Annotated in this window: 13 protein-coding genes and 4 pseudogenes; 7 read left to right on the forward strand and 10 right to left on the reverse strand. The window is 67.5% G+C overall.

What is annotated here, in order from left to right; all coding sequences use genetic code 11:
• Positions 1–84: 84 nt before the first annotated feature.
• Complete coding sequence (locus tag ACFWU3_RS34135) at positions 85–555, reverse strand: lamin tail domain-containing protein (protein ID WP_384445156.1); 471 nt, start codon at positions 553–555, stop codon at positions 85–87.
• 872 nt (positions 556–1,427) lie between these two features.
• On the opposite strand from ACFWU3_RS34135, the gene ACFWU3_RS34140 reads away from it, so the two are divergent.
• Complete coding sequence (locus ACFWU3_RS34140; protein ID WP_384445185.1) at positions 1,428–1,637, forward strand: hypothetical protein; 210 nt, start codon at positions 1,428–1,430, stop codon at positions 1,635–1,637.
• 42 nt (positions 1,638–1,679) lie between these two features.
• Here ACFWU3_RS34140 and ACFWU3_RS34145 read toward each other — a convergent pair.
• From ACFWU3_RS34145 to ACFWU3_RS34165, 5 genes and pseudogenes are all read right to left on the reverse strand, one after another.
• Positions 1,680–1,861, reverse strand: a pseudogene (locus ACFWU3_RS34145) (IS5/IS1182 family transposase); the annotation flags it as partial.
• Between the two features lie 6 nt (positions 1,862–1,867).
• Positions 1,868–2,234, reverse strand: a pseudogene (locus ACFWU3_RS34150) (carbonic anhydrase); the annotation flags it as partial.
• A 430-nt stretch (positions 2,235–2,664) separates the two neighbouring features.
• Complete coding sequence (locus ACFWU3_RS34155; protein WP_384445158.1) at positions 2,665–3,519, reverse strand: ECF transporter S component; 855 nt, start codon at positions 3,517–3,519, stop codon at positions 2,665–2,667.
• Positions 3,516–3,998: pseudogene (locus ACFWU3_RS34160) on the reverse strand (AAA family ATPase); the annotation flags it as partial. The gene ACFWU3_RS34155 and the pseudogene ACFWU3_RS34160, both read right to left, overlap by 4 nt.
• A 276-nt stretch (positions 3,999–4,274) precedes the next feature.
• Positions 4,275–4,442, reverse strand: coding sequence for a hypothetical protein (locus tag ACFWU3_RS34165; protein WP_384445160.1), 168 nt, complete (start codon positions 4,440–4,442; stop codon positions 4,275–4,277).
• Positions 4,443–4,626: 184 nt separating this feature from the next.
• Between ACFWU3_RS34165 and ACFWU3_RS34170 the strand changes: the two genes are divergently transcribed.
• Together ACFWU3_RS34170 and ACFWU3_RS34175 are read left to right on the forward strand one after the other, a co-directional pair.
• Positions 4,627–4,923, forward strand: coding sequence for a DUF1778 domain-containing protein (locus tag ACFWU3_RS34170; RefSeq protein ID WP_384445161.1), 297 nt, complete (start codon positions 4,627–4,629; stop codon positions 4,921–4,923).
• Positions 4,920–5,303, forward strand: coding sequence for a fic family toxin-antitoxin system, toxin component (locus ACFWU3_RS34175; protein WP_384445163.1), 384 nt, complete (start codon positions 4,920–4,922; stop codon positions 5,301–5,303). Before ACFWU3_RS34170 ends, ACFWU3_RS34175 begins: the two co-directional genes overlap by 4 nt.
• 153 nt (positions 5,304–5,456) lie before the next feature.
• Here the strand turns inward: ACFWU3_RS34175 and ACFWU3_RS34180 are convergent, their stop codons facing one another.
• The 3 genes from ACFWU3_RS34180 to ACFWU3_RS34190 form a co-directional block, all read right to left on the reverse strand.
• Positions 5,457–7,205, reverse strand: coding sequence for a hypothetical protein (locus ACFWU3_RS34180; RefSeq protein WP_384445165.1), 1,749 nt, complete (start codon positions 7,203–7,205; stop codon positions 5,457–5,459).
• 29 nt (positions 7,206–7,234) lie between these two features.
• Positions 7,235–8,089 (reverse strand): Swt1 family HEPN domain-containing protein, encoded by an 855-nt coding sequence (locus ACFWU3_RS34185; RefSeq protein WP_384445167.1) that lies wholly within the window; start codon positions 8,087–8,089, stop codon positions 7,235–7,237.
• Between the two features lie 747 nt (positions 8,090–8,836).
• Positions 8,837–9,376 carry a hypothetical protein gene (locus tag ACFWU3_RS34190; RefSeq protein WP_384445169.1) on the reverse strand — a complete coding sequence of 180 codons (540 nt, stop codon included), beginning with the start codon at positions 9,374–9,376 and terminating at the stop codon, positions 8,837–8,839.
• Positions 9,377–9,669: 293 nt separating this feature from the next.
• Here ACFWU3_RS34190 and ACFWU3_RS34195 point away from each other — a divergent pair, with 293 nt between their 5' ends.
• Complete coding sequence (locus ACFWU3_RS34195) at positions 9,670–11,052, forward strand: pentapeptide repeat-containing protein (RefSeq protein ID WP_384445170.1); 1,383 nt, start codon at positions 9,670–9,672, stop codon at positions 11,050–11,052.
• A 64-nt stretch (positions 11,053–11,116) separates the two neighbouring features.
• A complete protein-coding gene (locus ACFWU3_RS34200; protein WP_384445172.1) occupies positions 11,117–11,344 on the forward strand; it encodes a DUF6207 family protein in 228 nt (75 codons plus the stop codon).
• A 263-nt stretch (positions 11,345–11,607) separates the two neighbouring features.
• On the opposite strand, the gene ACFWU3_RS34205 is transcribed toward ACFWU3_RS34200, so the two are convergent.
• Positions 11,608–11,874 (reverse strand): hypothetical protein, encoded by a 267-nt coding sequence (locus ACFWU3_RS34205; protein ID WP_384445173.1) that lies wholly within the window; start codon positions 11,872–11,874, stop codon positions 11,608–11,610.
• Between the two features lie 636 nt (positions 11,875–12,510).
• Between ACFWU3_RS34205 and ACFWU3_RS34210 the strand changes: the two genes are divergently transcribed.
• Both ACFWU3_RS34210 and ACFWU3_RS34215 read left to right on the forward strand, forming a co-directional pair.
• Entirely contained in the window at positions 12,511–12,843 is a 333-nt protein-coding gene (locus ACFWU3_RS34210) for a hypothetical protein (RefSeq protein ID WP_384445175.1), read from the forward strand.
• A gap of 42 nt (positions 12,844–12,885) precedes the next feature.
• A pseudogene (locus ACFWU3_RS34215) lies at positions 12,886–13,280 on the forward strand (transposase family protein); the annotation flags it as partial.
• Positions 13,281–13,375: the final 95 nt, after the last annotated feature.

Raw genomic sequence — 13,375 nt, forward strand, 5'->3', positions numbered from 1 at the left:
GACCGGTACGGACACACCGGGGTGGCGGCGGGCCTTTGGCACCCCGCCTCTGGAGTGGCCCGCCGTCAGATGCGGGCTGCCGCGTCAGCGGCGGTGGTGGTGGCGGCCCCACGACTCGGTGTCGACGGTCCGGCCGCGGTCGTCGCGGAGAGTGGCGGTGTCGGAGCGGTTGTCCCAGACGTAGTGGCTGCGGTCCTGGAAGAGATCGCTGCGGGTGTCGCGGCCGACGCCGGTGTGAACACGGACGGTGGCGCGACCGCTCAGCCGGACATCGTCGAAGCGGTACCGGTTGCCGTCACGGTCACGCAGCGTCCAGCCGTCCAGATTCACCGCACGCCGGGTGTTGTTGGTGATCTCGACCCACTCGGCGTTCAGCGACCGGTTGGAACCGTTGTCACGCCCCGGGCTGTCAGCCTGAACCCGGCTGATCTCGACCCGCGGCTGACGATGACGGTCGCCGTCGTGGGCGGAGGCCGGCAGGGCAACGGCCGATACCAGGGCGCCGGCGGTCAGAACGGTCGCAGCGACGCGGCGGGCAGTCGACGAAGCAGACATGATGTCCCCTCAAGATCAGGGCCCCACCAGCCGATACAGGCGGTGGCGCCAGTTGCGGTCCCCGACCCGTCACGGGCCGAGAACGCAACTCTGAAGCCCCACCACCACCCACGGGCGCCCGACCGGCACCGGTTACCGTTTGGGGACATATCAGTAACTGTCGCCTGTACACGACATAGACGTGCGCGAGCGTGGCCCTGACATTCACTGACCGCTACAACCACCCCGTAGAACACTGAATGGAAAGCCTTGCACGCTCCGGCGCACCACTGGTCGCACCACCCGGCACATCACCCGACCAGCCGCGCCGATGGCGGTAACAGCCGTTCGCCATATTTCTTCACACACCGATGCGCACACAGTCCATTCGTTCGGACACTGATCTCGCTGGCGGTGCTCGCCGTGGCTTTGGAATCGGTAGCTCGGCGGCTGAGGTTGACAATCGAGAAGCCATGGGACGGACACGGAGCCATTCGTGCCGCGATCGGGCCAGTACCTGCGCAGTCGCGCGACACACGACCACGGTCACCAGCGCTGCACCAGTCCGACCTCAGACTGGACCGTGTCAACTCCTAAGCGCTCGCACTTCGGAGTGGCTGGAACAAGCCCTGGAAGGCCATCACATCTGTCCAGGGCGTCGTCAACGAGAAGACCTGGCACCCAGTCACAGCTTTCGCACCAGGCACCACCCACCTGCGCACCTCTGGCCTTCCACAGGTATGGCTAAGTGCCGGATCGTCGGGCCCGGCGCCTCCCGTTCTGCTGCCCCGGCATGGCACTGCATCGCGCATGGGGCACCGGGCGCCGTTTGCGGCCCGTACAAGCGGTCTTCCTCAGCGTTCAGCGGGAGAGATTCAGTTCGGCACAGGCAGGTGCGGGGCGAGGAAGCGGCGCTGCCACATGCCGTGGAGTTGCCGGGCGGGGCGCTGCTGCTCGTCGTGCAGGGCGTTGCTGGTGAGAAGGCCGCCGCTCAGGACTGGCACGATCCACTGGGCGCCGGCGAGCTGGTGCTCGGCACGGATCGCGACGCCCTTCTGCCGCTGGGCTCGGAAAGCTTATCGCTGACGGGGACGGATCGATGACCGGCGAATCGGAGCGAGTAGCCGCGAACGCTGGCTTCTCAGTGATGACCTGGTCACGCGTGGGCACCAGGGTGCCATCCACGATGAACACGGCGTCCTCCCTGAACCGCCGGCGAGGCCGCAGGGCAAGCGCGAAACCGAGGTGGTCGATGATCCGGTCGGCCGCGGACTTCGAGATGCCGAAGACGGGCGTGAGTTTGGCGCATCGTCAAATTCGCTCGCCAGCTCACCAGGGCGGCGCACGCTGCGCCGACCGCGCCCCACGAGTCGTGGCCCAGAGCAAGGAGCAGCGCGCAGCGGGCAGCCCAGAACGTCCACTCCGCAGTCGATGCCGCCGAAAACCTCCGAACCCATCACGTGGCCCGCAGTGCGCACCACGAACAGGTCACCCAGGCCCCCGGTCGAAAATGATCTCGGCCGACAGCCGGGAGTCTGAGCACCCGAATAGCACGGCGAAGGGCTGCTGGGACGGTGGGATCTCGGCCCGGCGCGCGGGCGTCCTGATGGGGATGCTCCGGGGTACCGGCGACAAAGCGTCGTTCCCGGCCAGCAGCAGGTCGAAGGCATGCGGGGAGTCGGAGTCTGCCTCTCGGTCAGGATCGCAGCCGAAGACTCAGCAGCAGCGGCCGCACGGCCAGGTTCGGCATGTGCCCGCAACTGGGGCAGTGGATGGTGTCAGCGGAATCCGCGGTCTGCGGCGAACAGGAGAAGCGGTACTGCGGGGTGGGCCTGACAGCTCGTTGACAACAGGAGGGCATCAGGCCTACCAGGTCTGCCGTCGCCTCCGGGCGCTCTTCGAAATTCTGCTGGACACCCTGCCGGCCGCACGCCGTCCCCCTCTTCGGGTCCAGACGGAATTGCTCCGGGAAGCGGGCGGCAGGTGTTCATCGACCCGACCCGCCGGGCTCTCGCCGAAGTGACCGACCGCCAGAGTATCGGCGGGCGGTACGGGTCTCCGGGGCGGGCTGCGAGGTCGTCGGGCGTGAGGAGTGTGGCTGCCGGTGCGGAGCGGTTACGTTCGCCTGACTCAGCGCGGGGCCTTGCCCTCCGGGAAACGGACCGGAGCTTGGAAGCGGGCTCTGCGGGCCGCGCGCCGGAAGACGGTGAGGACGGCCGGGCCGGCGAGGAGGATGCACACGAAGTTGGTGACGGCCCGGCCCGTGTCCCAGCCGAGGGAGGTCGCCAGGTCGAAGGCGATGTAGCGCTGCCACTGCTCGGTGAACGGGAGGCCGGGGAGGTAGGCGATGGAGCTGTTGGGGTCGAGGGAGAACGGCCAGAAGGACAGATTGAGCAGAAAGCCGAAGAGGTAGCCCGATACCGAGCCGTACCCCGCGAGGAGGAGCACTTCGCGGCGTCCGGTGGCGCGGGGCAGGAAGCCGGCGAGCATGCCGACGAAGGCGCAGCCGAACATCTGGTACGGCATCCAGGGACCGACGCCGCCGGTGATCAGGGCGGAGGCGAAGAGCGAGGTGCAGCCAAAGGTGAAGCCGAAGCCGGGGCCGAAGACCCGGCCGGCGAGCACCAGGATGAAGAAGACGGTCTCGATGCCGGCGGTGCCCGCACCGAGGGGGCGCCGAGCCGCGTTGACCGCGGACAGGACACCGAGCATGGCGAGGGCCTTGGAGTTGATGCCCCCCTCGGCGATCTCGGAGATGACGACGCACAGGACGAGGACGAGCAGGACGCCGAAGATGGCGAGGGGCGCGTAGTTCGAGGCGAACGTGCCCGGCGCGACGACGAAGGGCCAGAAGAAGGCCACCAGCCCGAGGAGCGCGGCAATGGCGATGACGATCGCGGCGCGGGGCCCGATGCGGATGGCTGTCGCTGCGGCAGTGCCTCCGGCCTTGGCAGTTGCTGTGCCTGTGGCTGTGCGGTCCGTCATCGCCCCGGGCCTTCCGACGCGGTGAGGGAAGCGCGGACCTGTCCCACCGTGAGGTACGGAAGGGGCGCCAGGATCTTGGCGACCTGGGGCGCGAACACCGGGGAGGCCACGATGACATCGGTGGCCGGTCCGTCGGCGACGACATCCCCCTCGGCCATGACGACGACCCGGTCGGCGGCGCGGGCGACGAACTCGACGTCGTGCGTGGAGACCACGATCGACCGGCCCTCGGCGGCCAGTTCGTCGACGACCCGGATGAGCTGGGACTTCGCCCGGTAGTCGAGCCCGCGGGTGGGCTCGTCGAGCAGCATCACCTCCGGCGCCGCAGCCAGTTGGATGGCGAGGACCAGCGCCAGCTTCTGGCCCTCGGACAGGTCACGCGGGTGCGTCGCGTCGTCGATGCCAGGCGCGAGCCGGTCGAGGATCTCCCGCGACGACGCGGAGCCCGTCGCCCCCGACTCCGTGTCGGCCTGGTCCAGTCCTCGGGCTTGAGGTCGTCTGCCGGGATCACGGTCAGGCCGGGGATCTCGGTCGGTTCCTGTGGGTCGGTCATGTCTGTCTCCCTATTGGTCGGCACCCTGCCGACCAGCTCCGAGTCTCGCATGACACAACGTCACTATGCCGTCACCCTCGGCAATAGTGTTCACCCGCAGCGCGTGCGCCTGCCGCCTCGCACGGGGGCCTGGCTGGCGGCGCATGCTGGCTTGAGGATCTCGCGCGACGCCATGGGAGTCGTCGGCATGCGCGTGGCACGGTCAGGTGAGGGCCACCCGCAGTTCGTAGGGCTTTCCGCTGCTGATCGCCGTGGCCTGCTCCTGCAGATCTGCTGAGGTGAAGCCGAGCAGGGTCGGCGGCCCGGCGCAGCGCGGGGGGATGTCCGTCGTCGGGCGGCCGCGGTGAGTGGTGGCGAGTTCGACTGACAATGCCGGGCCGCCTGCCGACGGCCGGGTATGCACTCTTGGCTGCCTTCGGATCACAGACGCCGGGGCGCGGCTGGCCCTGTGATCTTCAGGTGCGCGCGGCGCCGGGCCCGGGCTCTCAGGGGGCGGGGTTTTCGCTTCTGTCGTGCTCTGCCTCTCGTGTGGTACCGCTGGTACCGTTGGTGTCATGACGGAGAAGACTGCTATGAATCTGCGCTTCCCTGATCCTGACAAGCGGGCCGCGATCGCGGCTGCGGCCAGGGCGGAGGGGGTGAGCATGCAGGAGTACATCCTGTCCGCGGCCTATGCCCGCGCGACCGCCGTCGAGCGGCGGTTCCTGGAGGGCTTCAAGGAGTCGATGGCGCGCAGCGGCGCGGTGTTCGCCGCCGAGCCCAGCGCCCTGGACGTGTCCGCGGAGCAGCGGGCCGCCGAGCGGCAGGCGCTCGCCGAGCTGGAGCAGCAGGGCGAGGGCCGGGCCGCGTGACCCAGCCCGAACCGCATCCGCTCGACGTCACCTTCCTGCTGCATGCCGCCGAGCTCCTCGATGGTGATCCGCAGGTCGACGACCTCGGCTCGCTCTACGCCGCGGTGGCGCGGGTCAATGCCCGCGCGTTGGAGCGCGACATCTACGGCTCTCTGAATCTCAAGGCCGCTGCCCTGCTGCAGACGCTGGCGAGGCTGCCCTGCCTGGAGCACTCGAACGAGGCCTTTGCCTGGCATTCGACCGAGGCCTACCTCGCTCTGAACAGCTACCTCCTCGACTATCCGCCCAAAGCAGCGCTCGCCCTCGTCCGCGACGCCGCCGCCGGCACTCTCGGTGTTCCCCGTATCGCCCGCCAGCTCCGCGACTGGACCGCCATCTGACCGGGACTGCCCCAAGTACAGCAGAAAGCCGTCATCAGTGGCTCTTGCTGCCGCCGAGCAGCCATAGTTGACGAAAGCCCGTGCTGCCGATGGCTCTTAGAGATCAACCAGCCGACTGGTGCTGCGCGACGTGACTCGGAGGCGCTGGCTGTGTCAAAGACCTCCAGCCCGCAACGCCGCTGAGACGACATATTCCGCAGGTGGTTCATCTGCGGTGATCGACCGAAGCACCACGAGGGCGGCTTGGAGGACCAGAGCGATCCGGTGCCGGGGCGGGTGGCGGTCCGCCAGGTCGTGGAGGATCTCGTTGCGAAGATTCAGACCTTCTTTCGGGTCGGCGAGCAGGAACCGAAAGACGGCCGGCCACGGTGCTTCGAAGCCGGCGGCTTCCATGTCCGCGATGAGCGCGCCGAGTTGGCTGACCTGGCCGGGGCGATCCCCTTGAGCATGCTGGATAACGGGGATGTCCATGGCCTTCAGGTGCCGGCGCAGGAGGCCCTCGATGCGGATGAGGGCGAGTTCGATGGCGACTTCGTCGTCGTGCTCGAAGTAGGCCTGGAAAGCGCGGGCGAGACCGCGCATTGGCGCGAGCGGCGCGACCGGGGGACGAACGAAGAGGGCAAGGAGATCGTCGGAGGTCGGGGTGAAACGTTCCCGGATCCGGTCGAGCTGGGCTTGCAGCTGGAGGCCGTGCAGGTCCAGTACGAGGGTGCGGGTGTCGGTCCCGACCGGTCTTGAGGTGGCGTTGGCGAGAGGCGTGGTGACGACGGGACCGTTCATGTTGATTTTTACCGTCGGGAGACGCAGTGGGCCTTGGAGTATGTCGTCGGGGAGGGGCGTGTCCGCGGCCTCGGGCAGCACGGGTGCGACTGCCGTGAGCGCACGGAAGGCATCGCCGAGGTCGCTCGCGGCGTCGATGGCCTTGATCGAGGGGGCGAAGTAGCCGGCGGGGATCTGTATCGGGATGCCGATCCGCGTCAGGTCAAGGTCGTCGCGGGTGAGGCGCTGCTGCTGGCGGCGGACCTGCTCCAGCGCCCGGACGAGCCCCGTCTTCTGAGCGTATGCAGCGGCCTCCTCGAGGCACATCAACTTGGCCACGCCGCAGAGCCGCTCGGCGTGGCCGGTGTAGGAGTCGATGACGTGCTGGTCGATCGCGGCGCGTTCGTCGTCGGCCGCCGTCTGCTGCAGATGGGTCAAGAACAGTACGTGCATATGGAGATCGGAACGGTAGACGTCCGCGGCTCGCTCCAGCAGCGGACGCACCCTGTCGTGGTGTTCCCGGTGGGCGAGCAGTGGCTCGGTCAAGGCCGCGACGACGCCCGGGGCCGGATCGTCCCAACCCAGCGCGGTGTCGGTGAGGGCGAGCATCTCGGTGATGACGTCCGCGAGCACCGGCTGCCTGGTCGAGGCGGCCAGCTCGTAGGCCCCGACGAGTGCGTCGGCGGCCTGCATCCGGCCGATCGAGGCGAGCGAGCCCGTTCCGTCCAGGAGGACAGGTGCCGCCTGGCGATATGCGTCAACCGCCGCACGAAGGTGATCGATGGGGCGCTCGCCGTTGCGTGCCCCCCACAACAGGTGGTGCAGTCGTGCTCGTACGGCCGGGTGGTGGGCCGCCTGCGCGTATGCCGCCCACATCTCTCGTGCGTCCTGCGGGATCTGGCGCACCTCGCGTGGCCACGGTGCCTCTTCGGATCCTTGGTACTCACCGCGGAACGTGCCGTCGGGCCGGGTGAAGAAGAGCATCGCGGCCCGCAGCGCCTCCAGGTGCCCAGTCTCCGCCTCGGACCAGTTCTCTCGGTCGGCCGCGGCCGTCAACCCCTCGGCCACGATCGAGTGCGACGGGTAGGAGGCCGACGACGCGGCGTCCAGTGCTGCGAGCACGGAGCTGTGCACGTCGGTCATCGTTCGTTCCCATCTTCCGGTTCGGTGGCTCAGGACGTCGCGCGTGTGGAGTTCTTGCGGGGAACGACGGTGTAGATGAACGTAGCGCAGTAGTCGAAGCCGGCCGCCTCGGTGTCGACCCGGTGGTAGGGCCCGCTGCTCTTCATGTAGATGTGGACATCCCTGCGGGCGGAGATGTCGTCACTGCTGACGCGCCAGACGATGTCGAGATCCCGGCCCGTATAGCTGGGATTGTCCTCTTCGCGGGTCGGAAGGACCCACCACGTCAGGTCACGGCCCTGAGGGTCGGTGCCGCGGCACCGGAAGGTGATCGTCTCGCCAGGGTGCAGCACTGCTCCGGTCCGGAGCGAAACCCCGTGCTCCATGGGGTCCGGCAGGAAGCTGTCGATGCAGTTCCCGAGGCTGTCGGTGACACTGTCGATCCGCGCGAAGTAGTCCCCGGTCGGGTCCTGGCTGCTCATGTAGATGGTCACCCTGTTTCGGATCTCGCCGGCGATGCCGCTCAGTAGTTCCTCTTCGAAAGGAAGCAGGTCCCGGCTGTGGGCCACCGAGTTGCGCAGTGCTTCGAAGCGGTTGAGCAGCCCCAACGTCTCGTTCTGATTGCCCAACGCAGGCTTGAAGTCTGCCCAGTACTTCTTCAGCAGGTCGAGGATGTCGAAGAACTGGGCATACGCCAGTTCACTGCTGGGAACCGAAGCGACGCCACGACGTGTGCGGCGTCCCGCTTCTTCGTCCCGTACGTCCCGGATCTTGACCGCCCGCTTCTCAGAGAACACCTGGGAGAACCAGTCCTTGCCCAGCTTCTTGGCCAACACCGTGGCGATCAGGCTCCGCAACGCCTGCTCACACGTCGCCAGGGCCTCCGCCGGCTGCATCTGTGGCATCGATTCCTCCACCCGTGGTGACCGCAGGGATCTTCATCATCCCGAAGACACGCACCTAACGTCACCGGATTATGCCCGCGCGGCTCTCGGGCGCTCGGTGTGCTCCCGGTTCCGGCTGATGCCACACGGCCATCGCGGCGACGCGGCCCCGCCGCCCTGTCGCTGACCAGCATCCGGGCGAGCGGAAATGAGGATGGCAGACGTAGGAGGGTGCGGCCATGGACTGTGGTGACGGTGGCGGGCGGCAGGCTTCGGTACGCATGACACGCCGTGGTGATGTCGTGTGCCGGCACGGTCTGCCGATCGTCAGACCATGCCATCCCCGAAACAACCTTCACCGCGGCGGTCACGTGGCCACCTCTCTTGGGACCTACGAGGCGGAGCTGCCCGCGGTGTCTGCTCCGGCTATCACACGCCCGGCGAGGGCCGGCGACAAGGTTTCGAACCGATGAACCATGCGCTCAGAGCTGACGATGCCGATCAGCCCTTCGGCCTGATCGAGGAGGATCACCGTTCGCCGCACTGGTGGACGGTGTCAGCCAGGTCGAGCACGGCGTGAAGGTGGTCGCGCCCCGGCTTCGTTCCAGCCCCAGCAGACGACCGCAGCAGGCTAGCGGAGAAGTCAGGGGAGGAGGTCTCACGACCGGCTGCCCGCCGGGTCCGGCCTTCGTCGTGTCGACGAGCCGCTCGGCTTCCCTGCAGTGTCCGCCCAGACGGGAGCAATTGGCAGGTCCGGCATGGTGGCGCCTACCCGAGGGCAGCGGCAGCGGCCTTGTAGTCAGCGGCCTGGGTCGGGGTGAGGTAGTGGCTGACGCGGATGAGTACGGTGCCGCTGACAAAGTCGTACTCGGCGAGCATGGGCATGCCCTTGGTGACGTTCTGGATGTAGTCGGCGCGGGCCTGGGAGTCGGCTGCGGTCGTGAAGACCTCGATCGCTCCGCCGAGCTCGACGCTGCCGGGCTCCGCGCCGGCGACGTCGTCGACCTTGATGCGGGAGTCCGTGAACGTGACCTTGCTGGTGTACTGGTTGGGGCGGCCGAGGAGATGGTTCGGGTCGTCGTCCTCGGTGACAACGCCCGAGAGTTTGGCGGACGCGACCTTGCCGGAAAGGACCTTGAAGGCGTCGCTGGCGGTGAACTCCTTCGTAGCCGGCTTGGTGGGGACGCCAGCGGTTGCAGTGCGGGTGTTCCTCGGCTGATCGTTCTTCTGATAGCTCCCCGACCCGCATGCCGTCATGGCCGCGAGAGCGAGGACGAAAGCGGCAGCGGACAGGGCGGGCTTTCGCATGAGGTCTCCGAAGCGTGGCGGGTTTGGGTGTGTTGATCAGGTCGCAGAACTATTGCACTGCGATGTTGCCGTACGTGCACCGCAATCCTCGCCCACGACTGATGGGCCGAGCTACCGGCCGGCGAGAAGATCGCCGCGCAGATGGCGCTGAAGCACATCGGCCTCGACTACCCGCCCCTCGCCAAGTCCGCGGCATCGTCCTGACCGTGGCGAAAAGCTCCTTGAGACTGTGCGGGTAGAGCTCGTACGCGCCCCGGCTGCAACCAGTCAGGCGGCTCGATGGTCCTTGGTGTGTGACCTCAAACCCGCCCCAGCGCCAGACCGAACGGCGCGGCTTACTCCTCTGGCCTGTCGGTACCGTCCTGACCCTGACCTTCGCCACCGCGATAGCCGTGGCCGGGGCGGTGTTCTTCGCCGGCTGGGACCTCCTCGGCGCTGAGCGCCTCAAGCCCGAGAAACAGCTCACCTCCAGCACCCTGTTCGACCTGGTGAAGCTGTCCTTCGGCGTAGTCGCCGGGGCCGGCGCCCTGGTGGCCCTGGTCGTCGCCTACCGCCGCCAGCGAGTCGACGAGGACGGTGCCCTGCGCGACGCCACCCGCCTGCACACCGAACGCTTCACCACCGCCGTCTCCCAACTCGGCGACGACTCCGCCGCCGTACGCCTCGGCGGCGTCCACGCGTTGGCCGGCCTCGCCGACGACGCACCCACCCGCGACCTCCGACAGACCTGCGTCGACGTCCTGTGCGCCTACCTCCGCCTCCCCTACACCGCCGAAACCGACCTACCAGCAAGCGACACAGATGCCCGGCACGCCTACCTGGCCCTCCGCGAAGTCCGGCACACGGTCATCCGCCTCATCCGCGACCACCTCCGCCACGCCCCCCAACACCCCCACTCCTGGCAAGGCCACGACCTCGGCTTCACAAGCGTCGTGTTCGATGGTGGCGACTTCTCCGGCGCGGTGTTCTCCGGCGGGACCGTCGACTTCAGCGGCGCAAAATTCTCCGGCGGCACGGTCGACTTCACCAACGCGGTGTTCTCCGGCGGCACGGTCGACTTCACCAACGCGGAGTTCTCCAGCGACACGGTCGCCTTCCGCCACGCGGTCTTCTCCGGCAGCGAGGTCTGCTTCCGTGGCATGGTGTTCTGCCGTGGCATGATCGACTTCCGCCGCGCGGTCTTCTCCGGCGGCATCGTCGACTTCGGCAGATCGGAGTTCTCCGGGGTCTCCGACGGCACGGTCGACTTCAGCCTCGCGGAGTTCTCGGACGGCACGGTCGTCTTCTGCGACGCGAACTTCTCCAGCGGCAGGGTCTCGTTCCGCGTCGCGGTGTTCTCCGGCGGCAGGGTCGACCTCAGCGGCGCGAGGTTTACTGGCAGCACGGTCGACTTCGACAACTCGGAGTTCACCGGCGGCACGGTCGACCTCAGCGGCGCGGAGTTCTCGGACGGCAGGGTCTCCTTCCGCGCTGAGTTTTCCGGTGGCACAGTATTTTTCAGCGACGCGGACTTCTCCAGCGACACGGTCGACTTCAACGGTGCTGAGCTCACCGGAGGCACGGTCGACTTCAGCGACGCGATGGGGGCTGCGCCGTCTGGTCTGATGCCTCCCGCGGGGCAGCCTCTGCAGACCGGCCTGAGCTTGCCTCCGTCGTGGTACCCCCCGACGCCCTGACCGCACAAAGACCTGTGTTTCCTGGCTCAATGCACTGGCAAGGCACGCCTTCGCGGTCACCTCGTTGAACAGCCCATGGACGAACATTGACGCTGTACATGTGAGTGAGCCCGGTCTGCTCGTGCTGGACATCACCGCCGCGGACGAGGCGACCGCACGACGGGCCTTGGACCAGCTGAACGCGTTGTGGGCGACCGACGCGTCCGGCCGCATCCGGCGCCTGCCTGCTCAGCCGGGTGTGCAATGTCGCGTGTACGCCCATCTCGACCACGACCCCGCATCAAGCGCCTGACGCCCCAGCCAGGCAGGTGTGACTCCACTACCGGATCGACGTGTGGGGGTATGCCAGGAATGTGAGAGTCAATCCCCCGGTGGTGCCGATGGCGGCGCAGGCCCTCGCCCGGCTACCCGCACCCGGAGCGATGCCCGGCGGCATGGCCTTCGAGCCCAAGTTATGGACAGGGTCCGGGCTTGTCCGTTGTCCCCTATGAGGCAGGGGTGGTCAAGGCGAAGTGAGCCGACAGCGATGAATGGCTCGACTCCTAAGCTTGCCGTTTAACCTCGGCGCGAGATGAGCCGGGCGAGTGCCTCTGTGGGCCAGCAGAGCCATGCAAGAAGCGGGCTCATGACCACGAACCAGTGGACACTGATTCGGCCCTGCTCCTTGTCCACGATCGCTGGGGCCTCCTCCCGGTAGACGTAGCGGAGGTATCGGCGGCGGACCGGTCTTCCGGCTATGAGCAGCACTGGTGAGGCGACAAGGACGGCCACCGGGACCAGGACTCTCGCGGCGGTGAGCTCCGCCTTCCCCTCGTATCGCATGAGCTCAGCCTGTCGTCTAACCTCAATTCCCTGAAGGGGTGGGTATGGATCAGGCGATCTTCGAGTCCATCAGGTACTCAGCTGGGTGTCAGGACTGCGGTGCGGAGTTGGAGTGCTGGGGCGTCCAAGCCCTGGCCCACCGCTCCTTGCATCGGGACACGGAGTCCCAGAGTTCAGCCTGCGGGTTTGCGATAGCCGACTGCGGCGGTGATCTGCCTTCCGAACTACGAGGTCGGCTGCTCTCCGAGCGGAGACCAGCTCGCCTCCAGGTGGATCCATCAGCGACGAACGCCGCGATCATGCGGGTTCTGCGGGCAGAACTTGGCATGGGTCTGGCGGAAGTCAAGACCTTGCTGGGGGAGGTGTTGGCAGGAGCCCACTCAGGAACGATGCCTGAGATGGAGTTCCTGGCCCGCAAGCTGCGGGAGTCTGGCGTCGATGCTGCTGCCGCTCGGCCATAGAAGCCCTGACCTGGCTAAGGGGTGTCCCGTATAAGGGCGTGAGCTGGGGGTTTGCCGGACGGTACGGTCGACGGGTGGAGTCGAAGAGGGAGAGCGAGTGCCCGTTGCACGGGGCCGGTGTGCGTCCCGACTACTTGGCCGGGGCCGTCTTGTGCAAGTAGTCGCCTCGCGGCACGTGTACGACTCAGAGGCTCCGTTCGGCCCGCTGGACGTGTGGCTGATCGACAGCGAAGCGGTCGCCACGCGCATCACGACCGGTTCGGACTGGTGTCTGATCGTGAAGACGTCGGACCCCTTCGCGGGATACGTCATGGCGGAGTCAGGCCGCGTCGAGGTGGCGCCGATCAGCTGCAAGATCCCATTCGCGGAGCACCTCGGCGAGACGGTGCTGGCAGTCAGCGAAGAGAGTGTCCCGGACAGCAGGCCGATCGCATTGGAGATCACCTTCGACTCCGGCCGTGTCCGGTGTGAGACCTGGTCCGGGGATCTCCGCCTGTCCAGCAAGTGATCAACGGGCCGGCCACGGCGTGAACCGTGTGAGGCTCCCGTCGTGGCTGGTGTGATTACGGCATCGCAGGCGTCCTGGATAGCCCCGTTCACCGGGTTGAGCCCCCGCTGTTTCACCTCGTTGGTGGCACAGCTGCGGCACGAGGGAGCTGGCGCGGTCCGCAGAGGCGGCCGTGGAGCCTACCGCTGGAGGACCGGGTGCTGCTCGTCACGGCCTACTGGCGCACCAACTTGACGCTGCGGCAGCTCGCCCCGTTGTTCGGCGTCTCGAAGTCCGCGGCCAAGCGCATCGTCAGCCACCTCGGCCCTCTGCTCGCGCTCAAGCCGCGCAAGCGGTTCCGCAAGGGCACCGTCCTCATCGTGGACGGAACCCTGGTCCCCACCCGCGACCACACCGTGGCCGAGCGGTCGAAGAATTACCACTACTCCACGAATCACTAGGCGCTGTTTCTCGGATCTCCTGACCTAGCAGGGCTGTTGGGGCCAGGCTGGAGAGATGGGCCGTGGAGATTTAACGAACGCGGAGTGGGACC

The organism is Streptomyces sp. NPDC058685 (assembly GCF_042714725.1).
Classification (GTDB): Bacteria; Actinomycetota; Actinomycetes; order Streptomycetales; family Streptomycetaceae; genus Streptomyces.